General features: G+C 45.1%; 14 protein-coding genes. 2 read left to right on the top strand and 12 right to left on the bottom strand.

The window, feature by feature from the left end; all coding sequences use genetic code 11:
* Nucleotides 1-73 precede the first annotated feature (73 nt).
* Nucleotides 74-727, top strand: a complete 654-nt coding sequence (locus AC59IL_RS00635) for a CPBP family intramembrane glutamic endopeptidase (RefSeq protein ID WP_496550125.1) — start codon at nucleotides 74-76, stop codon at nucleotides 725-727.
* Nucleotides 728-732: 5 nt separating this feature from the next.
* On the opposite strand, the gene AC59IL_RS00640 is transcribed toward AC59IL_RS00635, so the two are convergent.
* Entirely contained in the window at nucleotides 733-2,397 is a 1,665-nt protein-coding gene (locus AC59IL_RS00640) for an amidohydrolase family protein (protein WP_496550126.1), read from the bottom strand.
* Nucleotide 2,398: 1 nt separating this feature from the next.
* Nucleotides 2,399-3,184: a uracil-DNA glycosylase family protein gene (locus tag AC59IL_RS00645; RefSeq protein WP_496550127.1), complete on the bottom strand. Its 786-nt coding sequence runs from the start codon at nucleotides 3,182-3,184 to the stop codon at nucleotides 2,399-2,401.
* A gap of 481 nt (nucleotides 3,185-3,665) precedes the next feature.
* Between AC59IL_RS00645 and AC59IL_RS00650 the strand changes: the two genes are divergently transcribed.
* A complete protein-coding gene (locus AC59IL_RS00650; RefSeq protein WP_496550128.1) occupies nucleotides 3,666-4,067 on the top strand; it encodes a hypothetical protein in 402 nt (133 codons plus the stop codon).
* A gap of 102 nt (nucleotides 4,068-4,169) precedes the next feature.
* Here AC59IL_RS00650 and AC59IL_RS00655 read toward each other — a convergent pair whose 3' ends face one another.
* From AC59IL_RS00655 to AC59IL_RS00700, 10 genes are all read right to left on the bottom strand, one after another.
* Nucleotides 4,170-5,846, bottom strand: coding sequence for a glycoside hydrolase family 43 protein (locus tag AC59IL_RS00655; RefSeq protein WP_496550129.1), 1,677 nt, complete (start codon nucleotides 5,844-5,846; stop codon nucleotides 4,170-4,172).
* 163 nt (nucleotides 5,847-6,009) lie between these two features.
* A complete protein-coding gene (locus AC59IL_RS00660) occupies nucleotides 6,010-7,668 on the bottom strand; it encodes an endo-1,4-beta-xylanase (protein ID WP_496550130.1) in 1,659 nt (552 codons plus the stop codon).
* A gap of 20 nt (nucleotides 7,669-7,688) precedes the next feature.
* Nucleotides 7,689-8,795 carry a glycan-binding surface protein gene (locus AC59IL_RS00665; RefSeq protein WP_496550131.1) on the bottom strand — a complete coding sequence of 369 codons (1,107 nt, stop codon included), beginning with the start codon at nucleotides 8,793-8,795 and terminating at the stop codon, nucleotides 7,689-7,691.
* Between the two features lie 19 nt (nucleotides 8,796-8,814).
* Nucleotides 8,815-10,383 (bottom strand): RagB/SusD family nutrient uptake outer membrane protein, encoded by a 1,569-nt coding sequence (locus AC59IL_RS00670; protein WP_496550132.1) that lies wholly within the window; start codon nucleotides 10,381-10,383, stop codon nucleotides 8,815-8,817.
* A 29-nt stretch (nucleotides 10,384-10,412) separates the two neighbouring features.
* Complete coding sequence (locus AC59IL_RS00675) at nucleotides 10,413-13,919, bottom strand: SusC/RagA family TonB-linked outer membrane protein (protein WP_496550133.1); 3,507 nt, start codon at nucleotides 13,917-13,919, stop codon at nucleotides 10,413-10,415.
* Nucleotides 13,920-14,141: 222 nt separating this feature from the next.
* The gene (locus tag AC59IL_RS00680; protein ID WP_496550134.1) at nucleotides 14,142-15,299 is read right to left on the bottom strand and encodes a FecR family protein; all 1,158 of its coding nucleotides are present in this window, start codon (nucleotides 15,297-15,299) and stop codon (nucleotides 14,142-14,144) included.
* Between the two features lie 603 nt (nucleotides 15,300-15,902).
* Nucleotides 15,903-16,508 (bottom strand): RNA polymerase sigma factor, encoded by a 606-nt coding sequence (locus AC59IL_RS00685; RefSeq protein ID WP_496550135.1) that lies wholly within the window; start codon nucleotides 16,506-16,508, stop codon nucleotides 15,903-15,905.
* Nucleotides 16,509-16,757: 249 nt separating this feature from the next.
* Nucleotides 16,758-18,413, bottom strand: a complete 1,656-nt coding sequence (locus tag AC59IL_RS00690; RefSeq protein WP_496550136.1) for an endo-1,4-beta-xylanase — start codon at nucleotides 18,411-18,413, stop codon at nucleotides 16,758-16,760.
* A gap of 70 nt (nucleotides 18,414-18,483) precedes the next feature.
* Nucleotides 18,484-19,590, bottom strand: coding sequence for a glycan-binding surface protein (locus AC59IL_RS00695; RefSeq protein ID WP_496550137.1), 1,107 nt, complete (start codon nucleotides 19,588-19,590; stop codon nucleotides 18,484-18,486).
* A gap of 18 nt (nucleotides 19,591-19,608) precedes the next feature.
* Nucleotides 19,609-21,177, bottom strand: a complete 1,569-nt coding sequence (locus AC59IL_RS00700) for a RagB/SusD family nutrient uptake outer membrane protein (RefSeq protein ID WP_496550138.1) — start codon at nucleotides 21,175-21,177, stop codon at nucleotides 19,609-19,611.
* Between the last annotated feature and the right edge of the window lie 16 nt (nucleotides 21,178-21,193).

The raw sequence follows: 21,193 nt of genomic DNA on the forward strand, positions 1-21,193 counted from the left end.
TGTATGACGAACATAACTGTTTGCTTTATTTTCTTTTTCACATAGGAATTATACCGTTTATTTGTGCTGTTGTATGAAAAAATCCAGCCCGTTAAGAACAGTAACCGATATTTTGATGATCGGTTTTATTTGGATATTTCCACACCTCGGCCTGCTGCCCATTTATATCTATCCTTTTGTGGTATTGTTTGTTGTATGGCTTTATCTGAAGCTCAATGGAGAACAGTTTAAAGATATCGGCTTCCGGTTTTCCCAACTCGGCTGGCAGCCATTTATGATCGGAAGCGCCATAGGGCTTGGTTATGCCATTTTGGATTACTGGCTGCTGGGGCCATTCATGATCCATATTATCGGTTTGCGTAAAGCGAATATTGCTGATTTTTATTTTGTGCGGAACAGCATTTTTAACCTGCTATATATTCTTGTCATTGCCTGGCTTCTTGCAATACCCTATGAAGAGATCGTATTTCGTGGTTTTATTTTTAACCGGCTGCGGGCTATGATCAAAGGTAAATGGCGTTATGGCATTTGTGTACTTATCACCAGTTTGCTATTTGCTATGTATCATTTTCAGCAGGGAGCAGCAGGCGTACTGAATGCCTTTGTGTTTTCGCTGGTGATTTCACTAGTATACCGCGTTTACAAAGGCAATTTATGGTATGTGATCTTCTTTCATACCATGTACGATACGTTTATGCTTGTAATGATACATCTGCGTCAATTGTAATGGCATTATAAATCGCTATACATTTTCTTCAACCCGGTTTTAATATAATCCGGAAGATTTTGCTGGGCTTCTACCTTCTTAAAAAATTCTTTATCGCCCGCTACGGTAAGTGCATCGAGCTGAATTGGAATCAGTACTTCGGGTTGCACATCCATCGGAGCTATTTTCTTAAACGCAATACCGGGTTTACCACTTCCATCGAAATGCGTACGCAGGGCTTCGCCTTCATCTTCATTGTGATCTAATACCAATACCCATTCGGGTTCGGTAGTGGTCATTGCTTTTAACGGCAACAAAAAACGGTTTCCTTTTTTATCCATCACACCCCGCAACGGCGGTGTACGGGCAGCCAGTTTTTTTATATTGATCAATCCTTTTTTTAAAGTGCTCTCTGCATCGGCTAATTTTAATTTACCGGTAACCGGGTTGGCACTTGCCTGCTGCAGGTTGAATATTTTGGTTTTGCTGCCGATCTTTTTCTTTTCAACAGAGCCATCGAATTTACTCATCAGCTTTGTATCGCCATAGCGTGGCGCACCGTTGATCACCACCAGCGAAATACTCTTTTCTGATGCATGTAATAAGGTGCTATAAGGATCTGCTTCATCCTGTTTGCCAATCACCAGCAGATCGGCGCGTTTCCCTTTTTCGAGCGTACCCAATTCCTTATCCCATTTAATAATAGCGGCTGCATTTTTAGTGGTCATTGCAACTAATTCATAATTATTGAACAACTGCCCGTTTTCATCGCTGTACAGTTTGGCAATTTTCAGTTCGCCCAATAAATTCTTACTGCCGCTGGGCGACCAGTCGGATCCCAGCGCAATGCTGATGCCACTTGCTTTGGCGCTTTTGATATCGGCTGTTTTTCCATACAATAACAGGTTACTGAATGGCGACCACACCATCGAAGCGCCTTTTTGTTTCATAATGTCAAAATCAGCTGCCGTAAGGGCTACGCAATGAATGCCTGTCAGTGCGGGCGTAATAGCCCAATTGTTACCATTGAATTTAAGGTCTTCAAAATGTTTACGTGCCGATGCATTGGTGCCTTCGCTTAAATGTAACAGTAAGCACGAAGATTTTTGCAGCTGTTTAAAAAACCGTTCTGCATCACGGGCGGCGATATCGGGTATATGGGCATCCACATCGGGTAAATCAACATCATCGGTATCTTCAACATTGCGTACAATGCCCCGGTAATATTTTTTAATTCCTGCATTACTGAATAACATTATGCCTTGTGAGGTGGTCACACCGCCGGCCAGGCATTTGCATTCAACATACCGAACAATGGCTTCAACATAGCCTGGCGTTTTACCCAATATGTTCATGGGGTAGCTGATGCGTTGCTGGTATTCGGGTATACCGCTCCACTGATTGCGGTTGCTGTACAGTTTGGGCACATTCCATAAAGGCAGACAATTATAGCTTAAATGGTTGTGTAGTTCTATTAAACCGGGGAATATGGTGCCGTTGGTTTTATATACTTTATACTTTGAAAATTCATCGGGCACCGGTTCATTCTGCGGAATGACAGCGGCAATTCGCGCTGCTTTTATGTAAATGGTGCCATTGATAATGTCACCGGGTGCCGTCATGGTTACTATAAGGCCCTGCAGGCCATACTCAGCGCTCTCCAGCGGGTCTGCGGGGGGTGTTTTCGCCATCTTAATTTAGTTTGGGGGCTTTCCATAATAGTGTATGCCGGTCATCGGGAAACGGACGGCTTACGCTGTTCATACCATGATTTTTGCGAAAGAAGGCATCATCGCCAAACCAGTCGGGAACGCCAAAAGGCAGGTCAACACGTGGTACAGCGGCATAATCGGTTTCAGCAAATGTATCACCGTATAAAGGAAGATCTGTTTTCACTCCGGTATCGGGTGTAACGATGTCGCGTAAGGCGGTTAGTACCCTGTTCCAGTCGGTCAGCATCTTTTTTTCACCGGCTGCTCCACCCGAATGATAGCTTGGGTGATAGGTTTCAAAAACAGGCAGGTTGCCTTTTGTATCCCACAGCTGCACCGCTTTTTGAGCCACATCGCCAAATGCAATAATGGCCTGCAGTTTTGGCTTTTTGAGCATATTGAACAGCTTGTTGCGCCAGGCAGTTAATTCGGGCCGGCTTAACAGTTTTATGCCATCGCCAAGATGGCTCGGAAACAACGCATATGCAAATCCATTTACGCATATGTACGACTGATTTAAACCTATCTTTTGTAAAAAGCCCTGTACCCGCTGACCGGCATTGCCAACCAACGTGCGTCCTGCAATGCGTTCAGTTGGTCCGGGATCAGATGCCACGCAAATCACTTTGGCACTGCCATCGAGGCGTCCGCGGTAAAATACCGGTCCCCAGTCGAACCAGAAGTTGTCTTTGATATCAGCATGATCGGGCAGCGCTGCAAAGTGTTTGGCAAACGAAGCGCCCGGCCCTTTGTCGAATTGGATCATATGGTTTATTGTGAATGGTGAATGGTCAATGGTCAATGATCAATCGTGAATCGGCAATTGGCAACTGCTGTTGGTTGGAAAATCTTAATCCGGGGTATACCTTGTTATTTCAGATGGGTGCGGAGATCAATTGGCAATAGATAATCAGCTATAAGCAAATGAGCATTACTTCATATTCATTTCTTCACTCCAGTTCTTTGCTTCCCCTACATTGACCGAAGCTACTAACTCTAAAGGGTTGTAACAAACGTAGTACTACTTATTTGCCTGAAATACCACTAAGTGGTATCATCTAAAAAGGGGTTGGTTGCTATAAGCATTTTATAAGATCATATATACACAGGTAACCCGGTTGCCTAATCGTTTTTTGAAGTTAACCGCGCTTCAATTCGTCACAATGAGCGATTGGCAGGAAGCTTGTTTTAAACGCACCTTTGCTCAGGATTTGCAATCAGATCATTAACCATTAAAATTTAGCATCATGTCAACACTGACAAAAGAGCCAAAGATCGAAGCAGGTAGCAACCTGCCCGAAGAAGCGTATGAAGCACCAAAGCATGTAAAAGGGTCAGAAAAAGTATTGGGTAACGGACAGGAGGAGCATGCCGACCTGAGCGCCAGTTCGTTTTCGACTTTTTATACCTGGCGTGCCAATGGTGTATTCAGAAATGTACGATTCAATCATCCGGCCATCAATGCCAATTCAAGGGTGTTTGTATCTATCAGTGAATTCAGCACCGACGCTCGTGTTAACCGTTTTATCGGCGCAGCCAGAATGAACGTTTACAATGTAGCTCCTTTTAACGGCGGCTTTTTTGCCTGGGTAGAAATTGAATGGAGCAGCCTGCTGAATATTCGTTTTGATGTACTGGTTGATCCATAGCAGTTTGAAAAGACCGAAAGTCAGAAAGTCCGGAAGAAGCTCATTTTTTGGAGACTTTCTTTCGGACTTTCTGACTTTCGGTCTATCGGACTTCCGGACTATTTACTCATCTTCGCTCTTACTTTCGAACCAGTTAAATACAGCCTTGTTAGTGGTAGGATTTCCGTTAGAAGTGGTATACATGGCATACATACAACCTACAAAACCACCGGCTGAATGGGTGCTCAGAAACGTAGCATCTACATTTCCCTTTAAAAGCTTCCATCCTTTGTTATTATCGTTATAAAAGAATGAATAAGAGCCACCATTGGCCGCAATCTTCAGTTGCAATGGCGAGCGACTGTTGGTTTGTATTTTTTGTGTAGCCAGCAATTCGGGTTGCTTACCGGCATTTTCTTTGCCCGGCCCTTTATATAATTGCACAACCGGCTGGTTGTCCTGAAGCGACTGGCACAGCAGGTAATAATGATTTTCGTTCTGAAAGATCAGCAAGCCGGCTTTTTCATTTTCACCGGCAGGGGTAAACGTTACTGCAGCAGCGCCATAACCTTTCTGATGCGATTGTCTGAAACCAATGAACGCCGGATTTTCTTTATCGCTGCAGGTGGCAGGTTTCAGGTTAACGGTCAGGGAACCGGTTACATTGTTTACATGATACCAGGGTTCGCGCACTGTTCGTAAAAACTGGTAGCGCGGACTTAACTCAACGCTTTTAAACTCATCTTTGAACAAATATTTACCATTGAATTGCGCATCGCTTTTACTGGTTGCTCCGGGCATATCAAATGAAGCAGGAACTGCATCATTTCCCGAAAGAATCACCGGCCATCCATCTTTCCATTCAACCGGCGCCATAAACGTTTCGCGACCGGTATTGTAATAATCATCTTTATAAGGACGGCAGCCCAGAAATACCGCATACCAGGTGCCGTCGCTTTTGGCTACAAGGTCGGCATGACCTGTTGAAGTAACCGGTTTTTTCCTGTTGGGATCAAAATGGCGTTGTGTAAGAATGGGATTACCTGTATAAGACTCAAACGGACCTTCGACCTTTTTGCTTCTGAAAACAACTTCCGAATGATTGAACTCGGTTCCGCCTTCGGCGCACATCAGGTAATAAAATCCTTTGTATTTATATAGATGCGGGCCTTCGATCCAGATCGGTTTTTTCGAAATATCTGATCCGCCGTTTACCAGTAATTTTCGCTCACCTTTTGGTTGAAAGGTGTTTATATCCAGCTCGTACATACGAATGGTACGATGGCCCTCATACAATGGTTTATTATCGGGCGCTTCACTGTTATATACGATGTATAATTTTCCATCGTCGTCGAAGAATAAAGAAGGATCGATACCCTGCACTGCCGGCAGCCAGATGGGATTGCTCCAGGGCCCTTTGGGATCACGGGCTGTTATTATAAAATTGCCGCCTTTTTCAACCAGCGTACAGGTTATGTAATAGGTGCCTTTGAAATAACGAATGGCAGGCGCAAACAATCCGCGCGACACGCCTGCCCCATCCAGATCGAGTTGTTCGGGCCGGTTCATGGCAAAACCTATCTGCTTCCAGTTTACAAGATCATTACTATGAAACAAAGGCAAACCGGGGTAATAGGCAAAGGAGCTGTTGACGAGATAATAATCATTTCCAACACGGCAAATGCTGGGATCGGGATAAAAGCCTGCCAGAACGGGGTTGGTAACTTTTACCTGGGCAGATACAGATTGTATTACAGGCAACAGAAATATAAGTGCCCGATACACTGATTTTTTGATCATAGGCAAACGTTTTCGAAACACTAAATTCGCGCAAAGGCGCTAAAGCGCAAAATACAGTTACAGGTTACAAGTTACACGTCACAAGGTTGAATGCTGCCGCATAAGGGACCCTGTAACCTGGAACCTGAAACCTGTAACCCTGACTTCGCGCGAGCCTATTTTATTATTTCAATTGTAATCCGGTTATAAACTCAGTATATGCCTGTTTTTTGTTATAGCTTTCATCCCACAACAAAGGATAATCTTTGGTATGATAAGGCAACCTGTTTCGCAACCACGAATCTTTGTCGCTAACACCCCAAATAGTTATACCATATCGCTGCGCTTCGGGAATATTGCGGAAATATGATTCTGCCACGTACCTGTATTTGGCGGCCTGTTGCGGGAACATGGTTGGCTCCAATACAAAATTGGCTGTTTCAGGATCGGTTTGACTGCCGAGGTTCACACTCATATCCAGCTCGCTGATCTTTACCAGTATACCCAGCCGCCCCATTCGCATCAGCGCGTTATCGATACCGGTAGTTGGAACAAGGTACGACATATGCATTTGCAGACCTACGCCATCGATGGGTACGCCGTTTGCCCGTAAGCGGGTAACGATGGCTATTAACGAATCCATCTTACGCGCATTGGTTTCGTGGTTATAATCGTTCAGGAACAATTTGGCGGTTGGGTCGGCCGCATGCGCATAGCGGAAGGCTTTGGCAATCATACTATCGCCATTGCTAAGCAGGTTGCCGCTCGCATCCCTGTCGCCCAGGTAATCGCCCCAGTAAAATCCATCACCGGTGCTGGTGCCTGTTCTCAGCAGGCCGTTTTCATCAACCGGTTCGTTGATCACATCCCAGGCATGCACTTTATCTTTATACCGGGTAACCATGGTAGTGATAAAATTCTTTAAGGTGGTATCGATACGTAATTGCATTTCGGCAAAGGAAGCCGCCGAAGCGGGCGGATTGGCCAGCGTTACGCTAACGCTATCGATATAATAGGTATTGGCCAGATAGCCCATGTCGAACACCACGCGTTTGCTGGTGTAGTTTGAAGTAAACGACCATTCATAAGCCGCCCAACTGGTTGTTGGATAATAATCGGCTGAATATTGAGCAGTACCACCATTGTTCGACAACCTGAATTTACCACCGGCAGTGGCGCATTTAGCGTAAAAACGAACTTTATAAGTAGTTCCCGATGTCATGGTAATGGCATCGCTTACGACCTGCACATTCCAGGGGTTACCAGCTGCTGTTGGCGCTGCTTTCAGCGAACGGCTGCCTTCGTACATTTCGCCGGTAGCGGTTCCGGCCGTAACGTAGGATGAACCATTCCAAACGCTCCAGTTGGTGAAACTGTTGCCGCTGCCGGCTTCAAAAGTACCGTTTGCAATCAGGCTTGGGTTAGCGGGCGGTGTGGAGCCAGCCTGGGCAAGTAAACTTCTTAAATAAGTACCATTGTTGTTCATATACCAGCAAAGCGTATGGCCGTATACACCCAAACCGGCGCCTGTAACCAGGTTTACCATGGCATCGGCCTTAGCAAAATTGTAAGAGCCGTTGGCCTGTACGATAGCGCCATGCTTCATAACATAACCGGGCGTTACATTGGCGAATTGCGATAATACCGTTGATGTATACATGCCATTGGCCATGAGCGAGTCGTAATCGACCCCAACACCCAATGCAAATGGTGCCGCCGATTTTAAAGTGAGTGCCGTATCAGCCTTTACGGTTTGCGGGTCATAGTTAATATTTTTCTGACAGGCTGTTGTACATACTGCCGTTGCCAGCAAACCAGGCCATAATATGTTGATGAGTTTCATGTAAATAACTTTTTAGGTTCTTAATAGGCAAACCGTACATTGTCAATATTGGCTTCCATCGACACTCCACTATAACCGCTGAAGTGAAATTTCACTTTGGTAATATTGGCCGGTGTGGGATTGGCTGTACCGCCTCCGTAGTTGTTGAACATTTCCGTTAGCGGAATTGTAATGGTATTCCAGCCCGTACCGTTAATGCTTACTGTTTTTGCGTAATTGTTGGTATTATTATCGGTTGTGGTTTCCTGCACAATCACCTGCAACTGAGTGGCTGTTTTGCCATTATTGTTTACATCGAATTTTAATTTGGTGGCAGCGGTAGTTGATGTTAATCCTAATACTTCTGTTGCGGTTCCTACGGTATAGGTGCTAATACCGGCAAACCCGCTGGTGCTGGTGGTTTTGGGATAGGCCTTCAGAAAATAACCGTTTTTGGGATCGGGATTGGTATTGGTTACGGTTTTCGTATCCATATCACCGTACGAATACCATGAGCTGCCATTGGGTCTTACGCCTGCTCCATCAAAATCGGCTACCAGCAAAGCTCTTTCACCTACTGTAAGCAATGAAGCGCTGTAGGCGGTGCCACCTGCCGTTATAATACTTAACAAACCCGATGAGGCACCTGTTGGTATCACAATTTTGATCTGCGTGCGGCTCGATGAGTCTACGATTTTTGCCGCAGTGCTTCCAATGAGTACTGATTTTATATTGGTGAACAATTTACCGGTAATGGTTACGGTATCGCCTTCGGGCGCATTGCTCGGGTTAAAGCTCGAAATAACAGGCGCCGGTTGTATTACTGTAAAATTTACAGTGGCAATTTGCCCCGACCGGTTGGTAAGAGTTATTATCTGATCGCCATATTTTGCATTGGTTGGCACCGAAGTAAAAATAGCGGAACTCGTATTGAATACCGAGCTGAACGACCCGGTGGTTGTATCGAATTTAATTGATACAATATCATCCATATTCTGACCGCTGATGGTGATAAACGTTTCGGGCAATGCCGAGCCGGGATTAACGCTGAGGTTATTGAGCGTACCGGTTGTATCTTTTTTACAACCGGTATATAGTATAGTTGCCAGTAACCAGATTACTGTACAACTCGCAATACATTTTTTCATGATGGCACAAATTTTCGGGTTAATAATAAGGCACCGGTGTTTCGGCCAGTTTTGGATCGCTGTCTATTTCTGATTGCGGAACCGGGAACAGCAGCATGGCAGCGGTTACATTCACTTTGCTCGAAACCACCGCACCGCCTCCGCACCATCCTACGTACAATCCTCTTTCGATATTGCTTAATTTGGTAAGCGCCTGATCCTGCGGCAAACGCAGCACATCGTACCAGAACTGTCCTTCAAAGGCAAACTCCAGTCTTCGTTCTCTTAACAAATCAGTTGTACTGATGCTGGTTACCGGAATACCTCCCAGTCCGGCCCTTGTTCTAACCCGCAAAAATTGTTGTATGGCGGTGGCATCGGTGGTTGATGTATTGTTGCCGATCACGGCTTCAACATAAGTAAGCAGTACATCGGAATACCTGATCATATAGGTATTAATTCCTGTGCTCATCATGTATACGCCCCCGGTAGCGGCATTGTCTTCATAATTGCCCACTACGTATTTCTTTACATTGGCGCCGGTTTTTGATTTGCACGAAGGATAGGTGTAACCGCCTCTTGCCTGCAGCAGTTCGGCATAATAATCACCTGCGCGCATATAGGTAGGCTTTCTTCTCAGATCACCGGCTATTGAGTCGCTTTGCAAATCAATGCTTGGCTTAAAGCTGCCCCATCCGTCGCTTGACCCGGTAAGTTCCTGTCCGTAAGGTGCGCAATAGGCCTGCGTAACATTACCGGTTCCGTAGGCGCCGTCGGCATTGCTGGCCTTCCATTGCAGCGCCCACAGCGATTCTTTATTGTTGTTATTGCGGGTATAAAAAAGATCGGCATAACTATCCATTAACCCGTAGCCGTATGTGCTTTCGTTGCTGATCACTTCCCAGGCTTTGGTTTTGGCATTGGTAAAGTCGTCGATCGTTAAATACACTTTTGCCAGCAGGGCTTTGGCAGCACCGGCTGAAACGCGTCCCGGAACGGATGCCTTAACAGGCAGCGCCTTTTCGGCCAGTTGCAGGTCGTTTATAATGAATTTGTATACGTCGGAAACGATATGCCGCGGCAACTGGTAGTTTACAGTGAAGTCGGCATTTTCATCAATAATAGGAACAGCGCCGTAATTTCTTACGAGATAAAAATAAGCGGCCGCCCTCATGAAATAACATTCGCCCAATGCAGTAGTAACGGTGGCGGCACTGAGCATCGATGCATTTTTATTTACATTTTTTATGATGGCATTGGCCTGGCCTACCACCGAATACAGCGACGCCCAGCCTTTGTAAAGGTATTCGTTGCTTTGGGTAACGTTCATGTTCTGAAACTGTATCATTGCGGCATTGGCATCACCGGTTGAATTGCCTGAATATACATCGCCAATGCTCATGCTATAGGTACAGTTGAAGTTAAACCAGGGAGCGCCGTATAAGACTGCTGTGGCTGCCTCCACTTCTGCTGTAGAAGTAAAATAATTATCTACCGTATATTGTCCGGTTGGTGTTCCGTTGAAGAATGATTTTTTACAGCCAGCCATCACCGATAGCGCCATCACTACTCCCAGAACACGGGTTGTATTTTTGAAATTCCTCTTCATTCGTAATATTTTTAAGTGGCTAAGGATATTTAAAACTCAACATTTATACCGCCTGTAATGGTTCGTGGAACAGGATAGCGCCCCAGGTCGATACCATTCAGGAATATATTGCCGTTCACCGGCCCAACTTCAGGATCATAACCCGAGTAATGGGTAAATGTGTGCAGGTTTTGTACCGACATATATACCCGCAGGCGTGAGATGGCTTTGAAACGTCCTCTCATTAATGTAGAAAGATTATATCCGAGCGTAATATTCTGAATGCGCAGGTATGACCCGTCTTCTATAAACCGGTTCGATATGCCTGCATTGTCATTGGGATCGCCGTTTGCATAACGGGGCATACTGGTATTGATGTTCTCAAATGTCCACCGGTTCTTTACACTGGCCATCTGGTTGCCGGCCGTTGCGGTCATGGCCTCGCCCCAAACGCGTGTATAGTTAAAGATATCGTTGCCATAGGTGCCGGTTAAAAATATACTGGCATCAAAGTTTTTATAATTGAAGTTGTTGGTGAAGCCGAATGTGAATTTCGGATTTGGATTACCGATGATCACGCGGTCGTCGCCATCTATTACCCCGTTTTTATCCTGGTCGCGGAACTGAATATCGCCCAGATAAGTACCTGTTTTGGCATCGCGCGCATTATTGGTGCGAATAGCTGATGCATATAACTGATCGGGTGTTTGAAACAGGCCCACCATTTCGTATCCATAAAATAAACCAACCGGCTGGCCCACTACAGTTTTGGTAATAGGTGGGTTACCGTTTACCGACAGCGTTTGCGTTATGTTTGAAGTTTGGCTGTTGAGTTCTTTAACGGTATTCTGGTAATGCGAAAATACAAGGGTGCTTTTCCAGCCGAATACTGTATTTTTTGGCGTGTGATAAACTATGCTGATGTCGTACCCTTTGTTTTGCATTTTACCAAAGTTTACCCAGGGAGCAGCCATGCCCAGTGTACCGCTGTTGGGTATGCCGGTACCGGTGAACGCGGGGTAAGTTGCCGCGAATAAGAATTTATCAGAGATTTTATTATACAAGTCAACGGTGACTTCAAATTGTTTGGCAATACCTATGTCGATACCGAAGTTGGTTTGCGCCTGGTGTTCCCAGGTTACATCGGGATTTTCATAATTGCTTATGTACTGTCCCAAACCGGCGCCAAAGGCAGTGGAGTTGATGAATACGGGGCTTAGCGCTGAGCCATATACGTAATTTGGAACATTCTGATTACCTATTTCACCATATCCTACCCTGAATTTCAGATAGTCGACCAGCTTCACCGGTTCAAAGAATTTTTCGTTTGATACTGTCCACGAGGCTGCAATACCGGGGAACCAGCCTATCTGTTTACCGGGTGCAAATTTCGAGGTGCGGTCACGTCGTATATTGGCGGTAAATGAATACCGGTTATCGAACGAATAAATGATACGGCTGAAATAAGACTCCTGGGTTGACTGACCAATGTTTTGGGTGGCGCTGGCAGTTGACGGGTCGCCAAGACTTAATGAGTACAAGTCGTTAGAAGCAAATTTTGAACGGGCCGAAGTAACAATATTCCATTCATTTTTCAGCGCTTCCTGTCCTACCATTACGGTAAGATCGTGTAACTGAAATTTTCTTTGAAAGGTGAGCACATTTCGCCAGTTCCAGTAGGTGCTTTTATTGGTTTGTACTTTATATGAGTTAAGACTGTTGATTGAACGGCCCCAGGCAAAGGTGGGCATAAAGGCATCGCTCGTATTCCAGTTCAGATCACTTCCGAAATCGCTGCGGAATGTAAAATCTCTTAAAAAGGTCGTTTGGCCATATACATTGCTTTGCAATTTGTTTTTGGTAAGCTGTGTATGCCAGGTGGTAGCCTGTGCTACGGGGTTGCCTCCGCTCATGGCGCCTAATCCTTCTATGTCGCTTGGTCCGCCAAATGTTCCATCGATATTATGCACGGGCACATCGGGCGATTGCTGAATGGCCATCGCAATTACATTACCATAGTTGTTGTTGGCATTATTGGTTAGGGTAATTGCCTGATTGGTGCTGCTGTAACTGCCATTGATACCCAGCTTCAGCCAGGGCTTTACCTGGTTATCGAGGTTTACGCGTACTGTTTTGCGTTTTAACCCCGATCCGATCACTATACCCTCCTGGTTATAATAATTGCCCGAAATATAGTAGGTGCTTCCCTGCCGGCCGCCCGACAATGCCATCTGGTAATTTTGAACTTTCGCATTTTTAAATATCTCGCGTTGCCAGTCGGTGCCTTTTCCCAACAGGTCGATATTATTGAACTGGGGCTGGCGTTCTACTCCGGTGAAATCGGCTATGCTATTTTTATAAGCTGCATAACTTTTCAGATCGAGCAGGTCGAGATATTTATAAATTTTGGAAACGCCATTGTAGGCATCGAAAGTAATTTTACCATCACCGGCTTTTCCTTTTTTGGTGGTAATAATGACAACGCCATTGGCGCCCTGGTTACCATAAATAGAAGTAGCGGAGGCATCTTTTAAAATATCAATAGATAATATATCGCTTGGATTTAAAAAGGCGAGTGCGCTCATATTGGTTTCACCGTCACCGGCAAAAGAAATGGCGTCTTTATTGTTGTTGCCGCTCAGAGGTACGCCGTCGATAACATACAAAGGTTCGGTACCGCCAAAGGTTGATATACCACGAATTTTAACCGAAACACCGCCACCGGGTGCACCGGAGTTTTGAGTTACCGATACCCCGGATGCTTTACCCTGCAGCATCTGATCAACTCCGGTTTGCGGAAGATTTTTAAGGTCTTCGGCCTTTATGGAAACAATAGAGCTGTTTACATCTTTTCGCTTTTGCACACCATAACCAATTACCACTACTTCATCAAGACTAATGGCTACCTGTTTAAGCAGAATCAAAAAACGGGTTTCCCTGCCAATGGGTATTTCCTTTTTTTCGTACCCGGTGGCAGAGATCACCAGCGTTTTATCGTTGTCGTTAATGCTTAGTTCAAACAATCCTTCCCTGTTGGTAGCTACTATTTTTGAAGTTCCTTTAATGAGCACCGTGGCACCATCTACCGGCGCACCACCTTCTTCCGACACCACTTTGCCCGAAATTTTTCCGGGCGGCATCATGGGTACGTCGTTGATTGAAACGGTTTCTTCAACCGGTTCAGCAAAGGCTGTTGGGGCTGCTGCAGTATTGAGAAATATATAACCGTTCTTATCTAATTCAAAACTGATGCGCAGCGGTGTGAGCACAAGGGTAAGAAATTCCGACAGGGGTTTGTCTTTAACGGAAACAGAGATTCTGCGTTCTGCCTGAATAATCTCCCGGCTGTAGAGGAAACGGGCGCCGGTCATTTTACTTACATCTTTCAGAACCGCCTTTAGTTCTTTGTTTACCACCGAAATGGTTACGTTTTTCGATAATACGTCCTGCGCCTTCATATTGCCGGCTATGGCGCAAAATGAAGTAAGAAGCAGCAGAATTGGTATTGCGGAGATTTTCATAATGGCGAGCGCTAATGAAAAAGCATAATTTTTCATAAATTGCAATCGTTGGTTTTAAGTAATTGAAAACAACGGCCCGTATCGCACTGTGCGAATAGTATCTGATACAGGTAATTCGGGGAGGCTTGTAATGGGCCAACATTACAGGCTTCCTTTTTTTTGTACCGGATCGGGTAACTACATGTGGGTTTAGTTTTGGTTAAATAATTTTATTTATTGGTGCTTGCTTTTTGCCTGTTGTCTATTGCTTATTGCCTATTATTTTAAGCATCCTTTCGAACTAATGATCACACTGCCATCGATAACCTCATAGCCTGCATTGATGATCTTACAAATAATGCGCAGCTTTTCGTAAAACGGTTCATTACCCAGCGAGGCAGATATAGTGCACGATGTCATTACTTCTTCATCCATTACTATAGGAATACCATAGGCATCCTGCAGCTTTTTAAATACTTCGGTGGCCGGTGTATCGTCAAATTCAAAATTGGTTGTTGCTTCTTTGGCCATCACCGGTTTTTCAACCAGCGATTTGCTCATTTGCTCATTGCTGATATCGTATACCACCTGCTGATTAGGCGTTACCAGCATGCCTTTTAAGGTTGATGAGCCGGCATCTGTATTCGTAAAATTTTCTCTTTTGAAAACAGATACTTTTCCCGTTTTCACCACCACACTGGCGGTGGCTTCGCTGCTCATGGCCTTTACATAAAAACTGGTACCCAATACTTTGGTAACTATTGTTTGCGTATACACAATAAAAGGCCGTGCAGGATTTCGGGTGATGTTAAAAAATGCATTGCCTTCGAGATATACTTCTCTTTTTCCCGATGAAAAATTGGCCGCATAGGTTAAACGGCTGTTCTTTTCAAGCACTACTTCACTGCCGTCTGACAACACGATGCGTTGCCCGCCATCGGAATTGTTATTGTACTCGAAGCTTTTGTTCTTCGTTTCCTGCAGAAATGATTTATATGCGTTGGTCTGCGCAGCGGGCAGTTTTTTCTGGTAGAAGAAAAAACCGGCTATTGCTATCAGCAAAAGCGAAGCAGCCACCGCCACTATTTGCCGGGTACGTGTTAAAAAAAGGATACCCTTCGAAGGTTGCTCCAAACCGTCCTTGTTCTCCAGGTATCCGGGTTCTTCAATAGAATACGGATCTTTATTTATCGTTACAATTCGCTGTTGTATTAAAGCCGCCTCGCTGTTCACTTCTTCTTCCGATAAGGCCGATGTGCCGGCAGTAAGCGCTTCAATAATAGCTTTGGCAGCAGCCACCCACTCAAGCCGCGCGGGGTTTTCGTTAATCCATTGGCTCCAGAAAATTTCAGCTTCTATATCTTTTTCAATAATCCATTTTCTGAACAATCCACTGGCCAGTAAATCGTCTACGCTATTTATTTCCGGTGTTTTCATTTGTTACATTTAAAGGCTAAGGTTGCAGGTACAACAATGTTGCTGTACCCCGTAATAATACCAATACACAGCAGATTGAAAAATCTACTGGCTTTTTGAAAAGTTTTTTTTAAAAAATTTCGAATAATGAACGTTCAACGCCGAATGCCCTTTTTGTTCTACATTTCCACATTCTAAAATCGGGTTCTGACTTACTTCATACTTCCTACATCAGATTTTTTGCTTCCTGCTTTTTTTGTATCTTTCGCTATCATATTCACCCGCAATCTCACTCACAGGCTTATTTCAATCTCACTTTCATTTACTGCTTGTTTACCCCTGACTTTACTCAAAGGCAACCTTTGCGTTACCCTTACATTACCTGTGTCACCTAATTAACCGGTCTTTGTGTCGCAGATATCCTGTACATGTCCTGTACTTATATAGGAACGGAATATGTACGGGACATGTACAGAATATATACGGGATATGTACGGGATATTGGTAATCTAAACCCAAACAAGGGGTAGCTCTGGGGTAACCGGGAAGTAGCTAAGGGGTAATAAAAAAATGATAAACTACAATTGGAAGGCGGAGCCGGGAACTAACTAAACGACATTGAATTTATAATTGGCTAAGCACTAATAATATTATAGTAATCGCCATCAGTGGTTTAAAATAAAGGCCGGGAATGTCGCGCAGTTCGTTCAGGGCATCGTGCAGCAGGTTGTATACCGACTGCGGTTTTAACTGCATGATATCGGCAATTTCGGCGGGGCTGGCATTGAGGTAAAAACGCAGATAAATAATTTCCTGCTGCCGTTTTGAAAGACCTGCAATGGCTTTCTTTACTTTATTAGCCAGGGCATTGCTTTGTTCCTGCTGAATTATTTTATTGTCGGCAGTAGCTTCGCTGTCGGCAAACTCAAGCTGACTGATGCCATTTGAAAATGCGGCAGTTTTGGAAAGCGCCCTTTCGAGCCGGCGGCGCAACGATTTCATGAGGTAGTGTTCAACAGAAGCGGTTTCGTTAATGGAGCTTCTTTTCTGCCATAAATATAAAAACAGGTCCTGTATGCAGTCTTTTACCAAACCGGTATCGCGGGTAAATTTACAACCGTATTGATACAGTAAATTATAATGCTTTTTTACAATGGCGTCCAATGCATTATGGTCGCCCGGCAGGAATTGTTTCCAGAGGTCTTCACTGGTATTGTCAAAACTTCTCATTATGGCAGCAGATCGTTCTTTACGCTTACAAAGCAGTTTTCAATCAATTTCAGAAATCGAAAATAAGAAATGTATTGCATACATGTAATCGTTTTATAACAGTTATTTACTATTTCGCTTTAGCAAACAAATTTCAATACGCTGGCAACAGGAATAAGGTCCCGCAAGACTACGGGACCTCCTGTTGTGTTTTTCACAAGGTTATTGCATTATAATTACCCCCTTAAAAAAGAATTATCAATTGTGTCGTTACTTCAACTGCAACCCGGTTATAAATGCGTTGTATGCTTCCTTTTTATTATAGTTCTCATCCCATAACAAGGGGTAATCTTTTGTATGGTACGGCAGCCTGTTACGCAACCATGAATCGCTGTCGCTTACACCCCAAACGGTTATGCCATAACGTTGAGCCTGTGGAATGTTGCGGAAATACGATTCAACCACATATTTATATTTGGCCGCCTGCTGGGGGAACATCGTTGCCCCCACCACAAAATTGGCGGTTTCAGGATCAGTTTGATTGCCGAGGTTTACACTGATATCGAGTTCTGTGATCCTTACCAGTAATCCCAGCTGTCCCATTTTCATCAATGCATTATCGATGCCGGTAGTGGGCGCCAGGTACGACATATGCATTTGCAACCCTACGCCATCGATAGGTACTCCGTTTGCTTTTAATCGGGTCACGAGGGCAATGAGTGAATCCATTTTACGCGGATTGGTTTCGTGCCCGTAATCGTTCAGAAATAATTTGGCGGTGGGGTCGGCGGCATGCGCATACCTGAACACTTTGGTCAGTAAGCTGTCGCCATTGGTGATAGCCGTGCCGCCGGCAGTTGCCCGGTCGCCGAGGTAATCACTCCAATAAAAAATATCGCTGCTGCTGGTACCGGTACGCAAAATGCCGTTATCGTCGAGCACCTCGTTGGCCACATCCCAGGCATGTACATTATCCTTGTACCGGGTGATCATTGCTGTTATAAAGTTATTCAGCGTGGTGTCTATACGCTTTTGCTGTTCGGCAAAGGTGGCGGCCGAGGCAGGCGGACTCACCAGCGTTACGCTCACACTGTCGATATAATACGTATTGGCCAGGTAGCCCATATCTAAGCAAATGCGTTTGCTGGTGTTGTTTGATGTAAAGGTCCATTCGTAGGCTGCCCAGTTGGTAGTGGGAAAATAATCTGCAGAATATTGCGCCGTACCGCCATTATTCGACAACCTGAATTTTCCACCTGCATTGGCGGCTTTGGCGTAAAAGCGAACTTTATAGGCTGTACCCGAAGTCATGGTAATGGCATCACTTACGATCTGCACATTCCAGGGGTTACCATTGGCTGCAGGCGCTGCTTTTAACGAGCGGCTGCCTTCGTACATTTCACCCGCTGCTGTACCAGCGCTTACATAAGTTCCTCCGTTCCATACGCTCCAGTTGCTGAAACTGCTGCCACTGCCGGCTTCAAAGGTTCCGTTCACAATCAAACTGGGATTATTGGGGGCGCTGCCTGCCAGGGCGAGCAAACTTCTTAAATAGTTACCATTGTTGTTCGCGTGCCAGCAAAGCGTATGTCCGTAAACATCCAGTCCCGCGGCGGTAACCTTGCTTACCATAGCATCGGCTTTGGAAAAGTTATAGCTGCCGTTGTTCTGTACAATAGCGCCGTGTTTCATAATGTAGCCGGCGGTAACATTGCTGAACTGCGATAATACCGTTTTGGAATATTCTCCGTCTGCCATTATGGAATCATACCCTACTGCCACGCCCAGTGGAAAAGGCGCTGCACTGTGCAGGGTCAGTTCTGTATCGGGTTGTGATGGTTGCTGTTCATTGATACCTTTCTGGCAACCAGCCGCACAGGCTGCTGCCACAAGCATACCAGGAAATAATATATTTATCAGTTTCATTGAAATAACTTTTAATTTTCAAATGATATCCGGATACCATTCACAGGAGAATTAACCTGTGCCTTGTACCTTAATATGCAAATCTTATATTGTCGATATTGGCTTCCATGGCCACGCCGTTATACCCGCTGAAATGAAATTTCACCTTTGTAATATTCGCAGGCGTTGGCGTTAGCGTGCCACCTCCGTAGTTGTTAAACATGGTCGACAACGGTATGCTGATGGTATTCCATCCGGTACCGTTGATGCTTACCGTTTTTGCAAAATTGGTCGAACTGTTGTCGGTAGTGCTTTCCTGTACAATTACCTGCAAAGAGGTACTGGTTTTACCATTATTGTTCACATCAAATTTCAAGGTGGTGGCGGCGTTGGTTGATGTTAGTCCGAATGTTTCAGTGCCTGTACCCAACGCATAGGTACTGATACCTGCGTAACCGTTGGAACTGGTTGTATTGGGAATAGCTTTTAAAAAGTATCCGTTCTGCGGAGCAGGATTGGCATTGGCTACTGTTTTCGTATTTATATCGCCGTATGAATACCAGCTGCTGCCGTTTGGCCTTATTCCGGCCCCATCGAAGTCGGCTATCAGCAGGGCCCTTTCGCCTACGGTAAATACCGAAGCGCTGGTGGCCGTGCCACCGGGTGTTACAATGTTAAACAGGCCCGACGATGCCCCGGCCGGTACTATAATTTTTATTTGATAAGCCGAAGATGCATCAATTACCTGTGCGGGTATAGAACCGATGGAAACTGATATGATTCCCGTTAACATTTTGCCGGTTATTGTTACGGTATCCCCCACCGGTGCATTGGCGGGATTAAAACCGGTAATAACCGGGGCCGGTTGTATAACTGTAAAGTTTACCTGCGCTGTTTCGCCAGATTTATTGGTGATGGTAATAACCTGGTCGCCATAACGGGCAGCGGTGGGTACAGCGGTAAAAATGTCTGTTGATGTATTGAACACCGAACTGAAGGAAGCCGTAGCTGTATCGAATTTTATCGATTCAATATTCTGAATATCGCTTCCGGAAATGGTTATAAATGTGCCGGGAAGAGCCGATGCAGGGCTCACCGTTAAATTGGCGGGCGAACCGGTTTTATCTTTTTTACAACCGATATATAATAAAGCTGTCAGCAGGCAAAGCACGGTGCAGCTTGTAATGCCTTTTTTCATGATGCGTCCGTTTTTAGTTTAATAATAAGGTACCGGAGCTTCGCTCAGTTTGGGATCGCTGTCTATTTCCGATTGCGGTATCGGAAACAGCAGCATGTTGGCAGTCACTGTTATTTTATTTGTTGTAAAGGAGCCAGTTCCGCACCAGCCGTCATACATGCCTCTTTCGATATTGCTCAATTTAGTAAGCGCTTTATCCTGGGGCAGGCGTAATATATCGTACCAGTACTGGCCTTCAAAGGCAAACTCGAGCCTTCGTTCACGCAGCAGGTCATCAGTTGAAATACTGCTTACGGCAATACCGCCTAAACCGGCTCGGGTTCTGATACGCATAAACTGCTGAATGGCGGTTGCATCGGTGGTGCTGGTATTGTTACCGATCACGGCCTCAACATAGGTGAGCAACACATCGGCATACCTGATCATGTAGGTATTAATACCCGTGCTCATCATGTATACGCCCCCGGTAGCTGCATTGTCTTCAAAATTGCCTACCACGTATTTTTTTACATTGGAGCCTGTTCTTGATTTACACCCGGGATAGGTATAGCCGCCTCTTGCCTGCAGTAGCTCAGCATAATAATCATTCGGCCGCATATAAGTGGGCTTTCTTCTTAAATCGCCGGCTATGGAGTCTCTCTGCAAATCGAGGGTTGGTTTAAAACTGCCCCAGCCATCGCTTTGGCCGGTTAGCTCCTGTCCGTATGGGGCACAATAAGCCTGCGTAACATTTCCGGTGCCATAGGCGCCATCGGCATTGCTGGCTTTCCATTGCAGGGCCCAAACCGATTCTTTGTTGTTGTTATTGCGGGTATAAAAAAGATCGGAATAATTATCCATTAAGCCATATCCGTATGTGCTTTCGTTGCTGATGAGCTCCCATGCTTTGGCTTTGGCATTGGCAAAGTCGTCGTTGGTAAGATACACTTTAGCCAGTAGCGCTTTGGCGGCCCCTGCCGATAAGCGGCCGGGCGTAGCGCCTTTTACCGGTAAAAGTACTTCGGCCGACTGCAGGTCGTTTATAATGAACTTGTATACATCTGCTACCATGTGGCGGGGCAACTGGTAGTTTACACTGAAGTTGGCCTTTTCATCAACAATAGGTACAGCGCCGTAATTCCTTACGAGATAAAAATAGGCGGCTGCCCGCATGAAATAACACTCACCCAATGCGGTATTGATGGTAGCTGTATTTAGTACTGAGGCGTTTTTATTTATATTATTAATATTGGCATTGGCCTGCCCTACTACCGAAAACAACGAGGCCCAGCCTTTATACAGGTATTCGTTGCTTTGGGTAACGTTCATGTTCTGAAACTGTATCATGGCAGCATTGGCGTCGCCGGTTGAATTACCCGAGTATACATCGCCGATACTCATGCTGTAGGTGCAGTTAAAGTTATACCAGGGAGCGCCGTATAAAGCCGCCGTAGCGGCTTCAACTTCGGCCGTGGAAGTAAAATAGTTATCTACTGTATATTGTCCGGTTGGTGTTCCGTCGAAGAAAGATTTTTTACAGCCCGCCATCACCGATACAGCCAGCACGGCTCCCAAAACACAGGTTGTTCTTTTAATATGCTTATTCATCAGTAATTTTTTATAG

Source organism: Niastella sp. sgz303648, from assembly GCF_059587045.1.